We start from the raw sequence: 21,965 nt of genomic DNA, 5'->3' as shown, positions 1-21,965 counted from the left end.
GAGCACCTGAAGCGTCATTCGGGTACGCCGCAATCAATGTGGGAGCGAGCCTGCTCGCGAAGGCGGCAGACGGCCCCACATCAAGCGCCCGCCTCACCCCCCCCGCAAAACCCGCCGCACATGTCCCATGAACTGGCTCAACGACGGCGATTGTGCCACCGGCTTGCGCTGCAACAGCCCGATCGAACGCTTGGCCGGCTGATCGATCGGGGTTACAGCGCACTGTTCGCCGATGTTGAACACCGCCGTGCAACTGGCCGGCAATAAAGAGAATCCCAGCCCCTCCCGTACCAGCGCCGTGGCCGTGCTCATATGCGCCACCTCCCAGGCTGGGACTGCATCCACGTTCAAATAGCGCAGCGCCGCGTCAGCCAAAGGCCGGATGCTCGTATCAGGCGTCAGGGCAATGTAGGGCTGCTGCGTCCACTCCTCCTGGCCGTCACCCTGCGAGGGCTTGTGGCTCAGCAGTACCAGATTGTCATCCAGCAGGCGCTCGAAGCTCAGCCCAGACAGGTCGTCAGGCAGCGAACTGATGCCGGCGTCTACCTCGCCGCGCTGCACCCAGCCGAGGATCTCTCCGGCGCGGCCATCCAGCAGGCTCACCGTCACGCCGGGGTTTTCACGCTGGAAAGCAGCCATGGCGATCGGCAGAAACGACGCGGCAGCCGTGGGCAACGCCGCGAGCCGAAGCGTGCCGCGACTCAGGCTCAAGGTGTCGCGAGCATCGCGCACGGCATCGTCCATGTCCCGCAGCATGCGCCTGGCCTGGGGCAGGAAATGCTCGCCGGCTGGCGTCAACTCGACGCTGCGGGTATTACGCGCAAGCAGCTGCAACCCCATGCTTTCTTCCAGTTTGCGGATGCTGTAGCTCAGCGCCGGTTGTGACAGATGCAACTGTTCCGCGGTGCGGGTGAAGCTTGAAGTCTCGGCGATGAGGATGAAGGCTCGAAGCTGTCGGAAAGAAACGTTCATGACCGGCTCATAAAATTACTGGATCAATTGATTCTATCTTTAAAATTCACAGATTAATTCTGTCTCTCCACTATGGGGCCACCCTTCAGTGGAACACGAACATGACAAAAACAATTCTCGTCGGGTGTGGCGCAGGTTTTGCCAATGATCGGCCCGACGCCGCGCTACGCCTGGCCCAGGACATGGCGCAACGCAGCGGCCAGCGCTACATCATGCTGGAGCTGCTGGCTGAACGGACCCTCGCCGAGGCGCAATTGCGCAAGCGCCTCGATCCACGGTCGGGCTACTCCGCGCGCCTGTTCGACTTCCTCGAACCCATGCTGGACATTTGCATCGAAGCCGGCATTGCGATCATCACCAACGGCGGCGCAGCCAACCCCAGGGCCGCCGCGCAACGGTTGCGCGACGAATTGGCCGGCCGTTTCCCGGCGCTGAAAATCGCCTGCGTACTGGGCGACGACCTGCTCGAAGAAACGCCTCCGCGCTATGAACGATGGCTGTCGTCGAGTGCCGATGAACAGCCTGTTTCGGTGAACGTCTACACCGGGGCCGACGGCATCGTCCAGGCACTGGCCGAGGGCGCTGGCATCGTGCTGTGTGGCCGGGTTGCGGATCCGTCCCTGGCGGTAGGCGCGATCCGCCATGGGTTGGGTTGGAAGGCCGACGATTGGCAAAAAATGGCCGTCGCGACCGCCGCCGGGCACCTGCTGGAATGCTGTGCCCAGGTCACTGGCGGCTATTTCGCCCATCCCGGAATGAAGGACATCCCGGATCCGGCCAACCTTGGCTGCCCGATCGCCGAAATTCAACAGGACGGCCGCTTGATCATCGGCAAGACGCGCAACAGCGGCGGACGAGTCAGCGAGCAGACCGTCAAGGAGCAATTGCTTTACGAAGTCCATGACCCGCGACGTTATCTGACGCCGGACGTCGTGCTGGATCTGGGCGCGGCTCACGTACAGGACCTGGGGAACGACCGGGTGGAAGTCACTGGTGTGATCGGCCATCCGCGCCCCGACACCCTCAAGGGCCTGGCGGGGATGCGCGGACTCTGGTTCGGCGAGGCCGAGATTTCCTATGCAGGCCCCGGTGCCGTGGCGCGTGCCGCCCTGGCGCGCGACATCCTGCTGCAGCGTTTCGATCGTCTGGCGCCAGGTGTACAGCCCTGGATCGACCTGTCGGGAGTCGCCAGCCTGTTCAACGACCAGGGTGGCCGTTATCTGCAAAAACACCTGGCCCAGGCGCCTTTGCTGGAGGACGTGCGGGTGCGTATCGGCCTGACCCACACCGACCGATCGCTGCTCGAAACCCTCCTGGCAGAAGTCGAGTCGCTCTACACCAACGGACCGGCTGGCGGCGGTGGCGTCCGGCGCCACCTCGCAGAAGCCGTTACCACCCGCAGCTTCCTGCTGCCGCGTGATGAAATCCATACAGCCCTGGAGTGGTACTGATGAGCCTGGTCACCCTAGCCGACTTCGCCCACGCCCGTGCCGGCGACAAAGGCAATATCCTCAGCATCGCGGTATTTCCCCACGACCCGGCCCATTATCCCTGGCTGCTTCGGGTGCTGAGCTGCGAGCGCGTCGCCGAGCAGTTCGCGACGCGCCAGCCCTCCAGGGTGCATCGCTATGAACTGCCGAACCTGAAGGCGTTGAACTTCGTGCTCGAGGACGCCCTGGAAGGCGGCGTGAATCGAAGCTGCGGTCTCGACCGCCATGGAAAAAGCCTGAGCTACCTGCTCCTGGCCTTGCGCCTGCCGGGACCGGAAGACTGACCGATTCGCCGCCTGCAACACCATCCGACAACAATAAAAAGAGAGGCTGCAACATGATTACAACCCTGGGTTTCCTGATGATGCTTGCCATTATCGGGCTGATATTGCTGCGCCGGATCAGTCCGGTGGTGGCGTTCACCACCCTTCCCGTGGTCGTCTGCCTGCTCGCCGGCTTCAACCTCGCGCAGATCGGCGAGTTCATCAAGGCCGGCCTGGTCACCGTCGCGCCGACCGCCGCGCTGTTTCTGTTTGCCATCCTGTTCTTCGGCATCATGCGCGACCGTGGGCTGTTCGATCCGCTGGTCAACCTGTTGATCCGCAGCACGGGCGGCAAGCCCCTGGCGGTGGCGCTGGTTACCGTTCTGGTGACTTCAGTGGTGCATCTTGACGGCGTCGGCGCCGCGACGTTCCTGCTGACGATCCCGGCACTGCTGCCCTTGTACAAGCGCCTGAACATGAGCCCGACGATGCTGTTGTGCCTGGTGGGGACCACGGCCGGGGTCATCAACATGGTGCCTTGGGGCGGGACGACTGCGCGGGCCGCTGCCGTGTCGGGGCTCGATGCCACCGAGCTGTGGCTGGGGTTGCTGCCGGTGCAGATGGTGGGCCTGGTGTGCATGCTCGGGGTGGCGACGATACTGGGGTCGCGCGCCCAGCGGCGCCAACCGATGTCGCTGGGCGCGGCCGCGACGCGTGGCATGGACGACCTGCAAATGCAAAGCCGCGAATTCAGTCTCTCTCCCCGGCAGCTGCGCTACTGGCTGAATGTGGCCCTGACCGGCGGCATTCTGCTGTGCCTGTTCACCGGTATCTTTCCGCTGTACGCCTGTTTCATGGTCGGATTGGGCATCGCCCTGCCCTTGAACTTCCCACCCCTCGACGCCCAGGCCGAACGCCTCAAGGCCCATGCGTCCGATGCGTTACAGATGGTTCTGGTGATGATGGCCGCCGCCGTGCTGCTGGGCGTGCTCTCCGGAGCGAAGATGTCAGACGGCATGGCCTTGGCGCTGATCGACATTCTGCCCGCCGGTGCTGCCCAATACCTGCATGTGATTGTCGGGTTCTTCGGCGTCCCGCTTGGAATGATCTTCTCGCCGGACGCCTACTATTTCGCCCTGCTGCCAGTGATCAAGGACGTCGCCATCGCCGCTGGCGTTCCTCTCGAAGCGGTGGCCCGGGCCATGCTGATCGGTGAGAACACCGGCTTCTCCATCAGCCCGGTGGTACCCAGCGTGTATCTGGCCCTGGCACTGTCCGGCGTAGAGTTGCGCAAGCACATGGCCTATACGTTTTTCTGGGCCTGGGGCGTCAGCCTGGTAATGCTCGCCTTTGCCGTGGCAACCGGGGCTGTACAAGTCTGAAACTCAAGGGTGGGCTTGGAAGATCAGCGACCGATGCACCCCGGAGCCCGCCCTCACCCCATCGCCAACGGCCAGCGCGACCGAGCCGAACGGCATGGCCGCATCGCCGCAGGCAAATATGCCCGGCACGCTGGTTTCCCGGGTCATCGCGTCGCTTTGGATGAACGCGCCAAGCGGACCCTCTTCAAACGCGCAGCCCAGGGCTGCCGCGAGTGGACTGGCAACCCGCGTACGCGGCAAGACGAACAGGCCGTCGATGGCGACCACCCGACCGCTGGCCAATACCACGTCGGCCCGCTCGCCTTCGATACGCGCCACTCGCTCGGTCACCACGGTGACGCCACGCTGATCGAGGCTCGCCTGTTGCTCCGGATCAAGCTCCAGCACGCCATTGGTGAAGAACGTCGTCGGCCCCCAGTCAGGCAGCATCAGGGCGTGGTGCAGTGACATCGGCGAGGTTGCGAGAACGCCGATCGGCCCTTGGTCCAACTCGTAGCCGTGGCAATACGGGCAATGGAAGACGCTTTTGCCCCAGCGCTCAGTCAGCCCGTGCACGTCGGGCAAGTCATCAATCACGCCTGTGGCCAGCAACAGCCGGCGAGAACGGTAACGCAGGCCGTTTGCGGTCTCGACCATAAAAGCTTCGGCATCCCTGCTGGCTTGGGTCGCGGTGTCGCGAACCCATTCAACCGTCGGGTACGCCATGAGCTGAACATGGGCGTCGCCGGCTATATCGTCCGGGGCACGACCGTCCTGCCCGAGAAAACCATGGGATGTCGCGGCGAAGCGGTTGCGACGCTCGCCCGCGTCGATCACCAGCACCTTGCGCCGGGCGCGGGCCAGTTGCAAACCCGCGGACATACCGGCATAGCTGCCGCCTGTAATGATGACGTCGTATTCCATGGGCGATCTCCAAGAGTGGTTTCGATGGCACGGCAAGTCTCGACACATCGTAAGTTTCTTGAAAAGCCGCTGTCAACAGTCTCGTAACTTTTGCGATTACGGGTAATACTCCCACATGCCCCAGCAATGGAATCTGTCAGTCCGATGAGAAACGACACACGCCTGTCCCGCATGCTCCATGTATTGATCCACATGGACCGCCACCAGCAATCCGCCACCTCCGACACCCTCGCGCAGATGCTCGGCACCAACCCGGTGGTGGTGCGCCGGACCATGGCATTGCTCAAGGAACAGGGTTACGTCACGTCGGAAAAAGGCCATCGCGGGGGTTGGGCCCTGGCCAAGCCGCTTTCGGAGATGACGCTGCTGGATATTCATCAAGCGTTGGGCAGCACGTCGATCTTTGCGCTTGGCCTGTCGACCGACCACCCGCAATGCCTGGTGGAACAAGCGGTGAACGCAGCGCTGACGGACGCCTTCGACGAGGCCCAGGCGTTGCTGCTCAAGCGTCTGGGCAGCATTACCCTGGCGCAGTTGGCCGAGGACTTTGATGCGCGGTTTCGGGGCGCCCACGAGGTCGAGCCTCACCACTGATCCCTGTGGGAGCGAGCCTGCTCGCGAAGAGGCAGCACACTCGACATTTAAGCAAACTGACACAACGCTTTCGCGAGCAGGCTCGCTCCCACAGGTGGGCCTAGCCTGCAAATGAAAACGCCGCTCAATGAGCGGCGTTTTTGTACCTCACCAGACAGCGTCCGGTTTACAGCGCCATGTCGGCCGCTGGGTTGGCCTCGCGAGGAGCAGCCGGTTGGGCCGGTGCTACCGCGGTGCCTGGCTTGCCGATAGCCGGAGGCGGATCCAGTTGCAGGACTTCGCTGGTGTAGGCCCATTCCTGTGCGACGCGCTCAGGATTGTCGTTCAGCTTGGTGCCGTAGCTCGGTACGATCTGGCGCAGTTTTTCCTGCCAGGCCGGGGTGGCTACCTTGTCCTTGAAGACCTTCTCAAGCACGCTCAGCATGATCGGTGCAGCGGTCGAGGCGCCTGGCGAGGCACCCAGCAGGCCGGCGATGCTGCCGTCCTGGGAAGCGACGACTTCGGTACCGAGTTTCAGCACGCCGCCCTTCTCTTCGTCACGCTTGATGATCTGTACGCGCTGGCCGGCTTGCCACAGGCGCCAGTCTTCCTGCTTGGCGTCCGGGAAGTATTCCTTCAGCGCGTTGAAGCGGTCCTCATCCGACAGCATCAGCTGGCCGGCAAGGTATTCAACTAGTGGGTACTGTTCGATACCGACCTTGGTCATCGGCCACACGTTGTGGGTCGTGGTGCTGGTCAGCAGGTCGAAGTACGAACCGTTTTTCAGGAACTTGGTGGAGAACGTGGCGAATGGCCCAAACAGGATCACGCGCTTGCCGTCGAGCACACGGGTGTCCAGGTGCGGAACCGACATCGGTGGCGCGCCAACCGAAGCCTTGCCGTACGCCTTGGCCAGGTGCATCTGGGCGACGGTCGGGTTTTCGGTTACCAGGAACGAACCGCCCACAGGGAAACCGGCGTATTCACGGGCTTCCGGAATGTCCGACATCTGCAGCAGGTGCAGCGCGCCGCCACCGGCACCGATGAACACGAACTTGGCGTCGGTCTCGGTTTCGGTACCGTCTTTCAGGTTCTTGTACGAAACGCGCCAGGAGCCATCCTCGTTGCGAGTGATGTTTTCCACTTCGCTGGACAGCTTGAGCGAGAAGTTCGGCCTGGTTTGCAGGTGGGCAGCGAACTGGCGGGTGATTTCGCCGAAGTTCACGTCAGTACCCAGCGGGCTCCAGGTGGCCGCGACTTTCTGGCTCGGGTCACGCCCTTGCATCATCAGCGGAACCCACTTGCTGATCTGCGCAGGGTCTTCGGAATACTGCATGCCGGCGAACAGCGGGCTGGCCTGGAGAGCGTCGTAGCGCTTCTTCAGGAAGGCGATGTTCTCGTCACCCCACAGGAAACTCATGTGCGGGGTGGAGTTGATGAACGAGCGCGGGTTCTTCAGCACGCCGTTCTTGACCTGCCAGGACCAGAACTGACGGGAAATCTGGAAGGCTTCGTTGATTTCGATAGCCTTGGAGATGTCGACCTTGCCGTTCTTGTCTTCCGGCGTGTAGTTCAACTCGGCCAGGGCGGAGTGCCCGGTACCGGCGTTGTTCCAGCCATTGGAGCTCTCTTCGGCAACACCGTCCAGGCGCTCGACCATTTCCATGGTCCAGCCCGGCTCCAGCTCATTGAGCCAGACGCCGAGGGTCGAACTCATGATGCCGCCGCCAATGAGCAAGACATCCACTTTTTTCGGCTCGGCGGCGTGCGTGGTCGCAAGACCCATCGCCATCGCCAGGCCCAGCAGCGCCGTATGTGTTTTCTTCAACATGTGTGTATCCCTAGGGTGGAACGCCATTCCGTCCCCCAATCCTGTTCGAGCAGGGTCCGCACCCATGCCGGCATGGCCAGCAGGCGGGGATCGATGGACTGGAGGAAGGACCTACAGGGGCCGAGCAATATCGGCCTCACATTTATGTCTCTCCGGCGCTGACTTCTTGTAGGTCTTGGCTTCAGCTGGGTGAGGGACACTGCAAAACGGTCTGGATCGGGCCTGCCAAGGCCGTGCCCGATTGTCGCAGCGGGGGGAGTTTACAGAAGGAAATAAGCAGACCGAAGCGCATTTTTGCATTCGAGGTAAAAACGCCGACCAAATGACGGCGTTTTAATGGCTCGGTTGCGCGCCGTGAATACGCGCTCCGCCCCGAAATCAGAGGTACTTGAGGATCGCGATGTCACGCCGACGTTGTTTCAACGCTGCGAACCAACGCGTTGGAAAAAACAGGACGACGCTCAACAACACGCTCCACAACCAGACCATCGGCAAGTGGTCGAAGCCGAAATAAGCGCCCTGATTGGTGCCCCAGATAAACACCGCCACCAGGTACATGGCCTTCAGCACGTAGAGGTGCAGCAAGTAGAAAAACATCGGCGCGCCGCCATAGATGGCCAGAATCGCGATGCTGCCCTTCGCCTGGGCTTTTTCGAAAAGCGCCAGCAGGATCAGGCCCACCGCCAACGTCGGCATCAGGAACATCAGCGACGGCGGATACTTCGTCGCGCTCATGAAACTCATGAAGGTGCGCAGTGCATCTCCGGTCTGGACCCAGGGTTTGTCACCGTAGACGTTGAGATAACGGATAAACACGAACGCCACCAGCAAGCCGATGCCGACCTTGAGCAGGCGCCGCACTCGCGTGGCCGCTTCGATGTCCTTGCCGAACCATGGCCCGATCGCCCAACCCAGCAGGATCACGCCGATCCATGGCAACACCGGGTAGGTGGTGCGTGCCCGGGTGAACTCGGTGATCTCGATGAACGACCGCTGATGAAGAATCGACCACGGCACGAAAAACGGCGAGTCCGGCCCCAGCACCACACCATCCAACAGGTTATGCCCGGCAACGATGGCAACGCCCAGCACGATCAGCCAGCTGCGTTTGAAGTGCAGCAACGCCGCCAGGGCGATCATGCAGATGCCGATGCACCAGATGACCTGCAGCCACAAAGTCTTCGGCGGAAACTCGGCGTTCCAGGCGAAACAGACGAACGTGAGCTCCAGGAACACCAGGAACAGACCACGCTTGAGCAGGAACACCGAAGTCTCGCTGGCGGTGTGTTTCTGGCTGTAGAGCCAGGCCGACAAACCGGTAAGGAAGATGAACACTGGCGCACAGAGCGTGCTGAGCAAACGAGTGAAAAACAGGTCCGGGGTCACGCTCAATGCATCGATCGGGTCAGTGACCTGGCGGTGCAGCAGGAACGTTTCGCGGACATGGTCGACCAGCATCAGCAACATGACAAAACCCCGCAAGGCATCGATGGCGAGCAGGCGCGTCGCGGTTGTTGCGGTACTGGAAGCGAGGGTTGGAGCGATGACAGCGGACGGGCTTGTCGCGCTTGGGGATAGGCTCATGGCGATACTCAGGAGTCGGGGGCTTTGCAGGATCAGAAATGAGAATTCCTGCCAAAAGAAAGGGGATAACATAACACAAAATATTGTTATCCATTCCGATGCCTTTGTGGGAGCGAGCTTGCTCGCGATGGCGGTGGGTCAGCCGGAACATGTTTGCCTGACACTCCGCTATCGCGAGCAAGCTCGCTCCCACAGGTTTAATTGAAGACCGACTACCCCAGCAACTGGCTCAACACCGCCCGCAACTTGCCCGGCTTTACCGGTTTGTTTAGCAGCGGCGCATTCAGCTTGCGCAAGGCACGGCGGCACTGGTCGCTGCGGTCGGCGGTGATGATCACAGCGGGGATCGCTTGCTGGAAATGTTCGCGCAGGTGCTTGACCACCTCGCAGCCGACCACCCCATGGTCGAGGTGAAAATCCGCCAGGATCAGCTCCGGTGCGCGGCCTTGCAGCACATCGAAGGCGCCCGCTTCGTCGGTGGCGGTCAGCACTTCGCACCCCCACTGCCCGAGCAGTGCCGCCATGCTCTGCAAAATGCTCAGCTCATTGTCGATGACCAGTAACCGGCGCCCAGGCAACGGGTTTCCGGCGACGGCCTGAGCAGGCGCGTGGGTCAGGGGCAGTGGCTTTTCGGCAGACAATGGCACCTCGATGCTGAACACCGAGCCGCGTCCCGGCCGCGAACGCACCCGCACCCGGTAGCCGAGGATATGAGCGATACGCTCGACGATCGCCAGCCCCAGGCCGACGCCCTTGCGGTCCGCCGCGCGGCCGACGTCCAGTTGGTTGAACTCGAGGAAAATCGATTCCAGGCAATCGTCGGCAATGCCCCTGCCCGTGTCCCAGACCTCCAGGCTCAAGCGCCCTCCCCGGCGCCGCGCCGCCAGGAGGATGCCGCCCTGGTCGGTGTAGCGACAGGCGTTGCTCAGCAGATTGCGCAGGATGCGGGTCATTAACCGCAAGTCGGTCAGCACCGCTTCATCGGCGAATCGCACGCGCAATTCCAGGCCCGCAGCGCCGGCCACCGATTGGAATTCCGACACCAGCGGCGCGAGCAGCTCATCCAGCCGATACGGCGCCGGGTCGGGTTTGACGGCGGCCTGGTCGAGCCGGGAAATATCCAGCAGGTCGGTGAGCAGGTCCTCGGCGCCTTCGAGCGCCTGGTGGGTGCGTTCTACCAGCAGATGCTCGGCGGCTGGCATCTGGCGTTCACGCAATGTAGCAATCAGCAACCGCGCGGCGTTGAGCGGTTGCAGCAGATCGTGGCTGGCGGCGGCCAGGTATTTGTCCTTGCTGCGATTGGCGGCCTGGGCGGCGTCCCGGGCATCGCGCAGCTGTTGCTCGACCAACTCGCGCTGGGCGATCTGCTGTTGCAGGTTGTGGTTGGCCTCCAGCAACGCATCGGTGCGCTCCGCCACCCGTTGCTCCAGTTGGTCGTTGAGTTGCTGCAGATGCTGGCGGGCCTGTTCCAGTTCGGCGAGACGCGCCGCCAGCTCCGGGTAATGGCTCTTGCGCGTCGAATGATTGCCCAGTCCCAGCAGCCCGGCGAGGGCCTTTTGCTGTTCGTCAGAGGGCTTCGCCATAGACGACCTCGACATCCCGCTGACTCGACTCCCGTGGATTGGTAAGGATGCACGGGTCATGCATGGCGTGTTGCGACAGGAACGGAATGTCCGAGGTACTCACCCCATGCAAGCCGAGGGTTTCGTGGAAACCGATGGTGTGCTTGAGGGCAATCAGGTGTTCCACCAGCCGCGTGCGGATCTGTCGATGGTTGAGCCCGCGACAATCGATGCCCAGGGTTTCGGCAATCACCTTGAAACGCTCCGGCGCCGAGTTGTAGTTGAACGCCACCACATGCTCCACCAGCACTGCGTTGCACAAGCCATGGGGCAGGTCGAGGAAGCCACCGAGGCTGTGGGACATGGCATGCACCGCGCCGAGGATCGCGTTGGAAAACGCCAGCCCGGCCTGCATGCTGCCGAGCATGATTTTCTCGCGCAAGGCGACGTCGGCCGGGTTGGCGATCATCTGTACCAGGTGGGTGTTGATCAGGCGCATCGCCTCCAGCGCATGAGGATCGGTCAACGGCCCGTGACCGGTGGAGACGAACGCCTCGATGGCATGCACCAGCGCGTCGATACCGGTACAGGCCGAGAGGAACGGGTCCATGCTCAAGGTCGTCTCCGGATCGATCAACGACACATCCGGCACCGCCGCCTTGCTGACGATGGAAAACTTCATGCGCTCCTGCTGGTTCGAGATGATCACGAACTGCGACACATCGGCCGAGGTACCGGCCGTGGTCGGGATCAGGATCAGCGGCGGGCTGGGTACCTGCAGGGTGTCGACGCCTTCGAATTCGAGGATGCTGCGACCGTGGGCGACAACGATGCCGATCGCCTTGCCGCAGTCCATCGGGCTGCCACCACCGACCGCGACGATCACGTCACAGTGGTTTTCACGGTACGTCTCGGCGCCGAGCATGACTTCCTCGACCCGTGGGTTGGGCGAAACGTCGCTGTAGATGCAGTAATCGATGCCCAGGGCTTGCAGGCTGGCTTCGACATCACCGACCCAACCGGCGGCGATGACCCCGCGGTCAGTGACCACCAGCACCTTCCGGGCGCCGAAGGTCTTGGCGTAGTTGCCGACATTGTGCCGGCAGCCGGCACCGAACATGATTTCAGGAGAAACGAACTTGCGCAGCGGGCTGAGGCTCATTTTTTCAGGGGGGCTCATCGGTAAGCCTGTTGTTATTGTCGTGGGATACCTTGAGCCTAAAGCATCGCGCCGTGAATGCAATCCGACCAATGGGTAGCCCGGCCCGAACGCGTCAGGCCGGGCCGGCACTCATCGGGTGGCGAAGTACATCGTCACTTCAAAGCCGATACGCAGGTCGGTGTACGCGGGTTTAGTCCACATGGGTCTTTCCTCTTCTTGTACCGGGCGATTCCGGCAGGTTCATTAATGCACGGGGGCGGCCTGGGGCCGAATGCTACTTTCGAAGGAGTGCATGGGGTGCGTTCGTAGCAATTCAGAAGCCACACAAATCCAATGTGGGAGCGAGCCTGCTCGCGAAGACGGTGTATCAGTCAAAATCATGCTGACTGAGCTGGCGCTTTCGCGAGCAGGCTCGCTCCCACAGGGCGTTCGACGTCTCGGATCAGAAGAACCCCAACGGATTGACGTCATAGCTCACCAGCAGGTTCTTGGTCTGCTGATAATGGTCGAGCATCATCTTGTGCGTCTCACGCCCGACGCCGGACTTCTTGTAGCCACCAAACGCGGCATGCGCCGGGTACAGGTGGTAGCAGTTGGTCCAGACGCGACCCGCCTTGATCGCCCGGCCCATGCGGTAGGCGCGGTTGATGTCGCGGGTCCAGAGGCCGGCGCCGAGGCCGAACTCGGTGTCGTTGGCGATGGCCAGGGCTTCGGCTTCGTCCTTGAAGGTGGTCACGCCCACCACCGGCCCGAAAATTTCTTCCTGGAACACGCGCATCTTGTTGTGGCCCTTGAGCAGGGTCGGCTGGATGTAATAGCCGCTCGACAGGTCGCCTTCAAGGCGTTCCGCCGCGCCGCCGGTGAGCAATTCGGCGCCCTCTTCCCGGGCGATGTCCAGGTACGAAAGGATCTTGTCGTACTGCTGCTCGGACGCCTGGGCGCCGACCATGGTCTCGGTGTCCAGCGGGTTGCCGCGCTTGATCTGCTGGATCTTCGTCAGCACTACTTGCATGAATTCGTCATAGATCGACTCCTGGACCAGCGCCCGGGATGGGCAGGTGCAGACTTCACCCTGGTTGAAGAACGCCAGCACCAGGCCTTCGGCAGCTTTTTCGATGAACGCCGGTTCGGCCTGCATGATGTCGTCGAAGAAGATGTTCGGCGACTTGCCGCCCAGTTCCACGGTGGACGGGATGATGTTTTCGGCGGCGCATTTCATGATGTGCGAGCCGACCGGGGTGGAACCGGTGAAGGCGATCTTGGCGATGCGCTTGCTGGTGGCCAGGGCTTCACCGGCTTCGCGGCCGAAGCCGTGGACGATGTTCAGGACGCCGGCTGGCAGCAGGTCGGCGATCAGCTCGGCGAACACGGTGATCGACAGCGGCGTCTGCTCCGCCGGCTTGAGCACGATGCAGTTGCCGGCGGCCAAGGCCGGGGCGAGTTTCCAGGCGGCCATCAACAACGGGAAGTTCCACGGGATGATTTGCCCGACCACGCCCAGCGGTTCATGGAAATGGTAGGCCGTGGTCAGTTCGTTGATTTCCGCGGCCCCGCCCTCCTGGGCGCGGATGCAGCCGGCGAAATAACGGAAATGGTCAGCCGCGAGCGGTACGTCGGCATTGAGGGTTTCGCGCACGGCCTTGCCGTTGTCCCAGGTCTCGCTGACCGCGAGGAGCTCCAGGTTCTGCTCGATACGGTCGGCGATTTTCAACAGCACCAGGGAGCGATCCTGGACCGAGGTTTTGCCCCAGGCGTCGGCAGCGGCATGGGCGGCGTCCAGGGCCTTGTCGATGTCGGCGGCGCTGGAGCGCGGAAACTCGCCGATGACTTCGCCGTTGACCGGCGACGTGTTGGTGAAGTACTCAGCGTGGACCGGCGGAACGAATTCGCCGCCGATGAAATTGCCATAGCGCGGCTTGAAGGAAACGACGGCGCCTGGGGTTCCGGGTTGTGCGTAAATCATGATGGGCCTCTGCCTGGTCGATGCCTGTCGCGGGACAGGCGATAGGCCGATGGTAGAGAGCCCCGCGCGATGGACGAATGCGTCATTGGCAGGGGGCGCTCTCGTTATTTGGTCGTAGGTAATGCCGCGACTTACCGATGGATGGTGTTTTGTGTGGGAGCGAGCTTGCTCGCGATGAGGTCGGCACATTCAGCATTGATGTTGACTGATCGGCCGCCATCGCGAGCAAGCTCGCTCCCACAGGTTTGCATTTACGGGAGATACAAATTCAGCTCAGCGCTTGGCCACCAATTCTTTCGGCAACTTGAACGTCCAGAGCATGCCGCCCTGGTTGAAGTCCTTCACGCGCTTGGCCACCTCGCCGCCCCACAGCGGTACCGCGCCGCCCCAGCCGGAGACCACCGAGACGTACTGCTCGCCGTCCATCTCCCAGGTAATCGGCGAGCCGAGCACGCCGGAACCGGTCTGGAACTCCCAGACTTTTTCCCCGGTCTTCGCGTTGAAGGCTTGCAGGAAACCTTCAGGCGTACCGGTGAATACCAGGTTGCCCTTGGTGGTCAGCACCCCGCCCCACAGCGGCGCGAAGTTCTTGTGGCGCCAGACTTCCTTGCCGGTCTTCGGGTCGATGGCCCGCAGCACGCCGATGTAATCCTCGTTCAGTGGCTTGATGGTGAACCCGGCCCCGAGGAACGCCGCGCCTTTCTTGTAGGCGATGCCCTCGTTCCAGATGTCCATGCCCCACTCGTTGGACGGCACGTAGAACAGACCGGTGTCCTGGTTATAGGCCATCGGCATCCAGTTCTTCGCGCCGAGGAACGCCGGGGCGACGAACACCGAACTGCCCTTGGCTTCGCTGCCCGGTGCGCCCGGCCGGCTGGTGTCTACGTAGATCGGGCGCCCGTCCTTGTCCAGGCCGGAGGCCCAGGTGATCTTGTCGACGAACGGGAAACCACGGATGAACTTGCCATTGGTGCGGTCGAGCACGTAGAAGAAACCGTTACGATCGGCCGTCGCTGCCGCCTTGATGTCCTTGCCACCGTCCTTGTAGTTGAACGAGATCAGTTCATTGACGCCGTCGTAGTCCCAACCGTCGTGTGGCGTGCTCTGGAAGTGCCACTTGATGGTGCCGTCGTCCGGGTTCAGCGCCAGGCGCGACGAGGAATAGAGGTTGTCGCCAGGGCGCAGGTGGGAGTTCCACGGTGCCGGGTTGCCGGTACCGAACAATAGGAGGTTGGTTTCCGGATCGTAGTAACCGCCCAGCCAAGGCGCGGCACCGCCGGTTTTCCACAGATCGCCGGGCCAGGTCTTGCCGGCCTCGCCGCCGGAAATACCATTCTCCACGGCCTTGCCGTCCTTGTAGACGTAGCCCATGTGGCCTTCCACGGTCGGTCGGGTCCAGAGCAGTTCGCCGTTTTTCGGGTCGAAGGCGCTGATCTGCCCAACCACGCCGAACTCGCCGCCCGCCACGCCGGTGATGAGCTTGCCATTGACGACCATGGGCGCGGCGCTGATGGAATAACCTTCCTTGTGATCAGCGACTTTTTTGCTCCACACCACCTTGCCGGTGTCCTTGTTCAAGGCCACCAGCTTGGCGTCCAGCGTGCCGAAGAACACCAGGTCGCCGTACAGCGCCACGCCACGGTTGATCACGTCGCAGCAGGGACGGATGTCATCGGGCAGGCGCGCATCGTATTGCCAGAGTTTCTTGCCGGTGCGTGCGTCCACCGCGAACACCCGCGAATAGGAGCCGGTGAGGTACATCACCCCGTCCTTGATCATCGGCTGGGCCTGCTGGCCGCGCTGCTTTTCGCCGCCGAAGGAAAACGCCCAGACCGGCCGCAGGTCCTTGACGTTGTTCACATTGAGCGTGTCGAGCGGGCTATAGCGCTGGCCCTGCACACCGAGGCCGTTGGTCACGATTTGCTGTGGGTTTTTCGGGTCCTGGAGAATTTCCTGGTCGGTCACGGCGGCCAAGGCCGAGCCGGACAGCAGCATGGCACTGAGCAGCAGGCTCACGGCGAAGAATTGGCGACGTGCGGGATGAGTCATGACGGCTACCTCTGCGGTTATTGTTATACCCGGGAAATTTTCCCGGTCTGCCACAGATTCTTGGGCTCGGGGCCGTCGCCAACAATTGCCCGCAATGTTGAGTTTTCTAGTTCCTTGGTACAGGCCGCCACCCCTGTGGCGAGGGGATTTATCCCCGCTGGGCTGCGAAGCGGCCCCAAGACCTAAAACTCGATATGCCAGACAGATCCAGGGGGCCGCTTCGCGCCCCAGCGGGGATAAATCCCCTCACCACAGAAGCCTCTCACCGCCGCAGTTACTGGGGCTTTGTGTCCACCCGCCTCATCGCCGCCCGCTCATAACGCGGGTAAAGATGGCTGACGCTGCGAATCAACTCATACCGGCTCAGGCTGATCGCGGCGAAGCGCTCGGGGATGGGGCTGCGGATCATCTCGGCCATGTCGTCGCCCCGGGCCGCGCCGTCGCGCATCAGTTGGTCAAGCCAGCCGAGGTAGTCGCGCATCTGCGCGAATGGCCGGGCATCCGCCGTCACCGGACCATGTCCGGGCACGATCTGCTTCCATGGCAGGCCCTGCAAGGTGTCCAGATCCTTGAGCCATACCTCCAGGCCGGGGCTGTTCGGGGTGGTCAGCGCTCGCTCATAAAACACCAGGTCGCCGGCGAACAGCACGCCCGTGGTTTCATCAAGGATCGCCAGATCCGCCCCGGTATGCCCGGCCAGCGCCAGCAAGCGCAACGGATGCTCACCCACCTGCAGCGTGCCGGGGCTCAACGCCTGCGTCGGCAGCACCACCTCGGTGCCGCGCATCCAGTCGCCCACCAGCCGGTACATGTTTTCCGCCATCGCGTCGCCCTGCTGTCGCAGCAGATCGGTGGTGCCGGGCAGCGCCCCGATGGGCACATCGCTGAAGGCCTGGTTGCCCAATACATGGTCAGGGTGATGATGAGTCAGCAGCACCTGAGCCACCGGCTTGTCAGTCGTTGCGGCGATAGCCTGGCGCAGCGCCTCGCCGTAGCGCTTTGACGGTCCGGTGTCGATGACCACCACGCCGGCCTCGGTGACGATGAACGCGGTATTGACGATATTGCCGCCGTTGGCCTTGGCAAAATTATCCGTGCTGCCTTCCAGCAGCCACGTGCCCTCGGCGATCTGCCGTGGCTTGAGCGAATACTCGGTGGCGGACCAGGCCGGCAGGCACAGCCCAAGACAGATCAGCAACAACCAGCGCATGGCGTGCTCCTTGTGGTCAGGGAATGGCAGCTTCGAACTCGTTGCCGCTGTTGTCGCGCAGCAACAGGCGGGTCTGTCCCGGGCCCTGGATGTCGAAGCCCAGGGAGGGGTTTTCGCTGACCGCCGGAAACAGCTCCAGGCGCGCCAACAGCTTGCCGTCGGCGTCCAGCAGCCGAGCCTGGTTGATGAAAAACTCCGGGATGCCGCTGACCAGGCCGTTGTCCATGGGGTGGGCAACCTGCAGACGCAGGCGACTCGAATCGCCCCGCGGGTAGCGACCGCCCAGCACTTCGCCCAAGTGCTTCTCCCAACCCGGTTGGGTGCGCACGACGCTGGGCGCGGTGCAGCCGCCACCCGCCGCGTCGATCAGCGTCGAACCGACGTGCCACAGCCCGTCGCGGGTTTGCACCGCCGCACGCAATGGAGTGGCTTGCTCGATGCGAATACGGATCGACAGCCAGGGCAGCACCCGTTCCGTGGGCTGGAAGTCGACAATCTTCGGCAGCGGGTTCAATTCGGCCCAGGCCAATATACGCACGACGTCACCGGTAAAGGCGCGGGCATCGATTTCCAGCGGCACCTGGCGCGCGTCTTCGGCAAACGGTGGCGCCAGCAGCCGGACTCGCTGGTCGAACACGAACGGCGCGTCCGCCAGCAGTTGCTTGTGATAGAAAGCCCACATCACGGAAGGCACCGGGTCCTTTCCCGGCTCGATAGCGCTCGCCATCAACGGCAGGCAACACCACAGCAGGCCCCACGCTCGCCAGTTCATCGCTGCGCTCCTATTGATACATGTCCGGCACTTCGTAGCGCAGGCCATAGCGGGCATACACGGCCTTGAGGCTGCCGTCGCGGATCAACGCTTCCAAGGCTTCCTCCACCGCATAGGCCAGTTGCCGGTTGCTTTCGTGCACGGCCATGCCGATTTCCCAGCGCTGCTTGCCCATGTTCGGATAGGCGTTCTCTGCCAGGGCCAATTGCGGATCAGCCGTCCGGTGCACTTGCCAGTCGATTTCCCCGCGCATCGCCATGACGGCATCGACCTCCCCGGCCTGCATGGCCCCGAACGCCTTGGCAACGCTGGGATAATGGCGGGTCTTGGCACTGAGCATGCCGTTGAACACGGACGTCAGGTAGAACGACGGCACGCTGTCGACTTCAACGCCAATGGGGTGTTGCTGGAACACCGCAACGCTGCCCACCGAGTCCAGTCGACGCCGGTCGTACGCCACTTGCCAGCATTCCTGCTGATACGGACCGAACATCACGACCTGGGCGTTCTCCAGCTCGCCAACGTCGTTGCGCCTTTGTACATAGTCATGGTCATAAGGCACTCGCATCATCAGATCGGCCAGTTGTCGATCGTGCAGCGGACTGCTGCGCCAGATGTAGTCGCGCAAGTCGTCGTCGAGCTTTTCGCCGGGCGGTGCCCAGAGCAATTTCAGCCGTACGCCCAGGGCCTTGGCCAGGGCCTGCGCCAGCTCCACGTCAACGCCCCGCGGCTGACCCTGGTCTTCAAAGCTGTAGGGAGCGAAGTCCTTGTAGACCGCGACCTTCAATTCACCGGCGGCAATCATCTGGTCATAGCTGCGCACCTGCGCCTGCACCGCCTGGCCACACAACAGCAGGCTGCACATCACCCACGCGAACAGGCGCATGGCAATTACTCCTCGACGTGCACGCTGTCCAGGTAGGTACGCACCGCCCACAGCGCTTCCTGGCTCAGGTAATCGGCCATTTTCGGCATATACACCCGGCCATCGCGCACCGCGCCATGGCGCACGCGTTCGACAAACCATTCATCGCCAGCCTCGGCGGCGTCAAGCATGCGCAAATCCGGGGCAATACCGCCGGACTTGGCCTCAAGGCCATGGCAGGCCGCGCAGTTCTGGTTGTAGGCCGAGGCGCCGATCTCCACGGCTTTTTCGCGTTCGGGAGAATTGCGATACGGGTTCTGTGCCGCCCAGCCGTCGGCATCCAACGGCAGGTTGGTGTCCTTGATCGGCGTTAGCCCTTGGGTTTCCACTGCCTGGGGCACTACGTTGCCATGGGCCCACGCCGAGCCTGCGCCAGTCAGCCCTATCAGCAATGCGGTAGCGATGATGGCGTTGCGTTTTGTTGTCATTGTTATGCCCTCGAAATTGCACGCAAGACCTCTTCACAGAGGCCGTGCCGTCATCTTAGGAAGCGCCCGCCGTCGGCCGAATGCTGCTTTGGTGGCCGGGGTCTAGTTCCTTGGTAGCGGGCCATACGACGCAAGTCGCAAAGACAGGCGCTTTGGGAAGTCTTCCCGGCAAGGGCGGGACTTTTTCCGTATCGGACAAAGCTTGCGAGACCGACCCTAGTCAGGCCAAAACCTCACTGGGAAATCCCACCATGACAATAAAAACGCTACCTGCCCTCTCCTCCCTGAGCGTTGCCTTGCTGCTCGCCGGCGGCCTGTCCCTGGGGCCGCAGGCGCACGCCGCCGTGACCTGGGAAGACATTGCCAACGATCACCTGACGACGAAGGACGTGCTGCAATACGGCATGGGCACCAACGCCCAGCGCTGGAGTCCGCTGGCCCAGGTCAACGACAAGAACGTGTTCAAGCTCACCCCGGCCTGGTCCTACTCGTTCGGTGACGAAAAACAACGCGGCCAGGAATCCCAGGCGATCGTCAGCGACGGCGTGGTGTATGTCACCGGCTCCTACTCCCGGGTGTTCGCCCTCGACGCCCGGACCGGCAAACGCCTGTGGACCTACAACCACCGCCTGCCGGACAACATCCGGCCGTGCTGCGATGTGGTGAACCGTGGTGCGGCCATTTATGGCGACAAGATCTACTTCGGGACTCTGGACGCACGGGTGGTTGCCCTGGACAAGAACACCGGCAAGGTGGTCTGGAACAAGAAATTCGGCGACCACGCCGGCGGCTACACCATGACCGGCGCCCCGGTGCTGATCAAGGACAAGGCCAGCGGCAAGGTCCTGCTGATCCACGGCAGCTCCGGCGACGAGTTCGGTGTCGTCGGGCAACTGTTCGCCCGCGACCCGGACACCGGTGAAGAAGTCTGGATGCGGCCGTTTGTCGAAGGCCACATGGGCCGCCTCAACGGCAAGGACAGCACGCCGACCGGCGACGTCAAGGCGCCCTCCTGGCCTGACGACAAAACCACCGAGACCGGCAAGGTCGAGGCCTGGAGCCACGGTGGCGGCGCGCCTTGGCAGAGCGCCAGTTTCGACCCCGAGACCAACACCATCATCGTCGGCGCGGGCAACCCCGGTCCCTGGAACACCTGGGCGCGCACGGCCAAGGACGGCAATCCGCATGACTACGACAGTCTCTACACTTCGGGCCAGGTGGGAGTCGATCCAAGCACTGGCGAAGTGAAGTGGTTCTACCAGCACACGCCCAATGACGCCTGGGATTTCTCCGGCAACAACGAGCTGGTGCTGTTCGACTACAAGGACAAGGACGGCAAACAGGTGAAGGCCACCGCCCACGCCGACCGCAACGGTTTTTTCTACGTGGTGGATCGCAACAACGGCAAGCTGCAGAACGCTTTCCCCTTCGTCGACAACATCACCTGGGCCAGCCACATCGACCTGAAGACCGGTCGGCCCGTGGAAAACCCCGGCCAACGTCCGGCCAAGCCGTTGCCAGGCGAAACCAAGGGTAAACCGGTGGAGGTTTCGCCGCCGTTCCTGGGTGGGAAAAACTGGAACCCCATGGCGTACAGCCAGGACACCGGGCTGTTCTATGTGCCAGGCAACCAGTGGAAGGAGGAGTACTGGACCGAGGAGGTCAGCTACAAAAAAGGCTCGGCCTACCTGGGCATGGGTTTTCGCATCAAGCGCATGTACGACGATCACGTCGGCAGCCTGCGGGCGATGAACCCCACCACTGGCAAGGTGGCGTGGGAACACAAGGAGCCGCTGCCGTTGTGGGCCGGTGTGCTGGCGACCAAGGGCAACCTGGTGTTCACCGGCACCGGTGACGGCTTCTTCAAGGCCTTCGACGCGAAAACCGGCAAGGAGCTGTGGAAGTTCCAGACCGGCAGCGGCATCGTCTCCCCGCCCATCACCTGGGAACAGGACGGCGAGCAGTACATCGGCGTGACGGTCGGTTATGGCGGCGCCGTGCCGTTGTGGGGCGGCGACATGGCCGAACTGACCAAACCGGTGGCCCAGGGCGGGTCGTTCTGGGTGTTCAAGATTCCGAGTTGGGATAAAGCGACGGCGCAGAAATAACCCTGACCCAACCTGAGCCCTGCCCCCACCACAACCCCTGTGGGAGCGAGCTTGCTCGCGATGGCGATCGTTCAGTCGATATTTATGTTGACTGACACTGCGCTATCGCGAGCAAGCTCGCTCCCACACTTGCCCGAGTGTAGGCCATGAAACCACTGCCCTTGCTGCTTCTGCTCCTCGCCGCCGGTGCCAACGCCGACGACACCCCACTGACCATCAACGGCTGCCTCATCGCCGAATCCAGTCAATGCCCCGGCGCCAACCTGCGGGGCGCCAACCTGGCGAGCCAGGACCTGCGCAAGATGAATCTCGCCGGTGCCGACTTGCGCGAGGCCGACCTGCGTCATGCGCGGCTGGACCTGGCCAACCTTGAAAAGGCGCAGCTCCAGGGCGCCAACCTGAACCGTGCCAGCCTGCAACAGAGCAACCTGCGCCTGGCGGATTTCAGCGGCGCCACGCTCAAGGCAATCCAGGGTTGGGGGCTGTTCGCCCAGGGGGCACAGTTCCAGCGGGCCGACCTGAGCGGTGCCTACCTTCAATTCGCCCGTTTGTCCGGGGCTCGCCTGCACGAGGCCAACCTGCAAGCCGCCGACCTGGAGATGGCCTGGCTGAGCAAGGCCGACCTCAAGGGCGCCGACCTGCGCGATGCCAACCTGCAAGAGGTCAAGCTCGCTGAAAGCAACCTGGAACAGGCCAACCTGAGTGGCTCGCGCCAGCATTACGGGAATTTCCAGGATGCGAATATGCAGGACTGCATCGGCTGCCCCACAAGTTGGGATCACTGAGAC

19 protein-coding genes are annotated in these 21,965 nt (G+C 62.6%); 6 read left to right on the top strand and 13 right to left on the bottom strand.

The window, feature by feature from the left end:
• Positions 1–93: 93 nt before the first annotated feature.
• Positions 94–972 (bottom strand): LysR family transcriptional regulator, encoded by an 879-nt coding sequence (locus J3P84_RS13145; protein ID WP_434630842.1) that lies wholly within the window; start codon positions 970–972, stop codon positions 94–96.
• A gap of 101 nt (positions 973–1,073) precedes the next feature.
• On the opposite strand from J3P84_RS13145, the gene J3P84_RS13140 reads away from it, so the two are divergent.
• From J3P84_RS13140 to J3P84_RS13130, 3 genes are read left to right on the top strand one after another with little or no spacing between them, the layout of a single operon-like run.
• A complete protein-coding gene (locus J3P84_RS13140; protein WP_434630839.1) occupies positions 1,074–2,423 on the top strand; it encodes an acyclic terpene utilization AtuA family protein in 1,350 nt (449 codons plus the stop codon).
• Positions 2,423–2,746 carry an AtuA-related protein gene (locus J3P84_RS13135; protein WP_434630836.1) on the top strand — a complete coding sequence of 108 codons (324 nt, stop codon included), beginning with the start codon at positions 2,423–2,425 and terminating at the stop codon, positions 2,744–2,746. Before J3P84_RS13140 ends, J3P84_RS13135 begins: the two co-directional genes overlap by 1 nt.
• Positions 2,747–2,799: 53 nt before the next feature.
• Entirely contained in the window at positions 2,800–4,107 is a 1,308-nt protein-coding gene (locus tag J3P84_RS13130; RefSeq protein ID WP_434630833.1) for a CitMHS family transporter, read from the top strand.
• A 3-nt stretch (positions 4,108–4,110) separates the two neighbouring features.
• Here the strand turns inward: J3P84_RS13130 and J3P84_RS13125 are convergent, their stop codons facing one another.
• On the bottom strand, positions 4,111–5,010 hold the full coding sequence (locus tag J3P84_RS13125; RefSeq protein ID WP_434630830.1) for an NAD(P)/FAD-dependent oxidoreductase: 900 nt from the start codon (positions 5,008–5,010) through the stop codon (positions 4,111–4,113).
• Between the two features lie 144 nt (positions 5,011–5,154).
• Between J3P84_RS13125 and J3P84_RS13120 the strand changes: the two genes are divergently transcribed.
• Complete coding sequence (locus J3P84_RS13120; RefSeq protein ID WP_434574027.1) at positions 5,155–5,604, top strand: Rrf2 family transcriptional regulator; 450 nt, start codon at positions 5,155–5,157, stop codon at positions 5,602–5,604.
• 166 nt (positions 5,605–5,770) lie between these two features.
• Here J3P84_RS13120 and mqo read toward each other — a convergent pair whose 3' ends face one another.
• The 11 genes from mqo to pedF form a co-directional block, all read right to left on the bottom strand.
• Entirely contained in the window at positions 5,771–7,414 is a 1,644-nt protein-coding gene (mqo, locus tag J3P84_RS13115; RefSeq protein WP_434630826.1) for a malate dehydrogenase (quinone), read from the bottom strand.
• A 378-nt stretch (positions 7,415–7,792) separates the two neighbouring features.
• Positions 7,793–8,998 carry a DUF1624 domain-containing protein gene (locus tag J3P84_RS13110; protein WP_434630823.1) on the bottom strand — a complete coding sequence of 402 codons (1,206 nt, stop codon included), beginning with the start codon at positions 8,996–8,998 and terminating at the stop codon, positions 7,793–7,795.
• A gap of 212 nt (positions 8,999–9,210) precedes the next feature.
• The gene (locus tag J3P84_RS13105) at positions 9,211–10,581 is read right to left on the bottom strand and encodes an ATP-binding response regulator (RefSeq protein ID WP_434630820.1); all 1,371 of its coding nucleotides are present in this window, start codon (positions 10,579–10,581) and stop codon (positions 9,211–9,213) included.
• Positions 10,565–11,722 carry an alcohol dehydrogenase-like regulatory protein ErcA gene (gene ercA / locus J3P84_RS13100; protein ID WP_434631300.1) on the bottom strand — a complete coding sequence of 386 codons (1,158 nt, stop codon included), beginning with the start codon at positions 11,720–11,722 and terminating at the stop codon, positions 10,565–10,567. Before ercA ends, J3P84_RS13105 begins: the two co-directional genes overlap by 17 nt.
• 129 nt (positions 11,723–11,851) lie before the next feature.
• Positions 11,852–11,923 (bottom strand): pyrroloquinoline quinone precursor peptide PqqA, encoded by a 72-nt coding sequence (gene pqqA, locus J3P84_RS13095; protein ID WP_434631297.1) that lies wholly within the window; start codon positions 11,921–11,923, stop codon positions 11,852–11,854.
• Positions 11,924–12,164: 241 nt separating this feature from the next.
• Complete coding sequence (gene exaC, locus J3P84_RS13090) at positions 12,165–13,685, bottom strand: acetaldehyde dehydrogenase ExaC (RefSeq protein ID WP_434630817.1); 1,521 nt, start codon at positions 13,683–13,685, stop codon at positions 12,165–12,167.
• 273 nt (positions 13,686–13,958) lie between these two features.
• On the bottom strand, positions 13,959–15,734 hold the full coding sequence (locus J3P84_RS13085; protein WP_434630815.1) for a PQQ-dependent methanol/ethanol family dehydrogenase: 1,776 nt from the start codon (positions 15,732–15,734) through the stop codon (positions 13,959–13,961).
• A 274-nt stretch (positions 15,735–16,008) separates the two neighbouring features.
• Positions 16,009–16,944, bottom strand: a complete 936-nt coding sequence (locus J3P84_RS13080) for a quinoprotein relay system zinc metallohydrolase 1 (RefSeq protein ID WP_434630812.1) — start codon at positions 16,942–16,944, stop codon at positions 16,009–16,011.
• Between the two features lie 16 nt (positions 16,945–16,960).
• A complete protein-coding gene (locus tag J3P84_RS13075; RefSeq protein ID WP_434630810.1) occupies positions 16,961–17,716 on the bottom strand; it encodes a quinoprotein dehydrogenase-associated SoxYZ-like carrier in 756 nt (251 codons plus the stop codon).
• A gap of 10 nt (positions 17,717–17,726) precedes the next feature.
• Positions 17,727–18,602 (bottom strand): substrate-binding periplasmic protein, encoded by an 876-nt coding sequence (locus J3P84_RS13070; protein ID WP_434630807.1) that lies wholly within the window; start codon positions 18,600–18,602, stop codon positions 17,727–17,729.
• 5 nt (positions 18,603–18,607) lie between these two features.
• A complete protein-coding gene (gene pedF / locus J3P84_RS13065; RefSeq protein WP_305500856.1) occupies positions 18,608–19,069 on the bottom strand; it encodes a cytochrome c-550 PedF in 462 nt (153 codons plus the stop codon).
• 251 nt (positions 19,070–19,320) lie between these two features.
• Between pedF and exaA the strand changes: the two genes are divergently transcribed.
• Positions 19,321–21,177: a quinoprotein ethanol dehydrogenase gene (gene exaA / locus J3P84_RS13060; protein WP_434630804.1), complete on the top strand. Its 1,857-nt coding sequence runs from the start codon at positions 19,321–19,323 to the stop codon at positions 21,175–21,177.
• A 146-nt stretch (positions 21,178–21,323) separates the two neighbouring features.
• Positions 21,324–21,962, top strand: coding sequence for a pentapeptide repeat-containing protein (locus J3P84_RS13055; protein ID WP_434630802.1), 639 nt, complete (start codon positions 21,324–21,326; stop codon positions 21,960–21,962).
• Positions 21,963–21,965: the final 3 nt, after the last annotated feature.

Source organism: Pseudomonas sp. Z1-29 (genome assembly GCF_051131995.1).
Classification (GTDB): Bacteria; Pseudomonadota; Gammaproteobacteria; order Pseudomonadales; family Pseudomonadaceae; genus Aquipseudomonas.
Note: the sequence above shows the minus strand (reverse complement) of the source record. Positions and strands in the feature narration are given on the sequence as shown.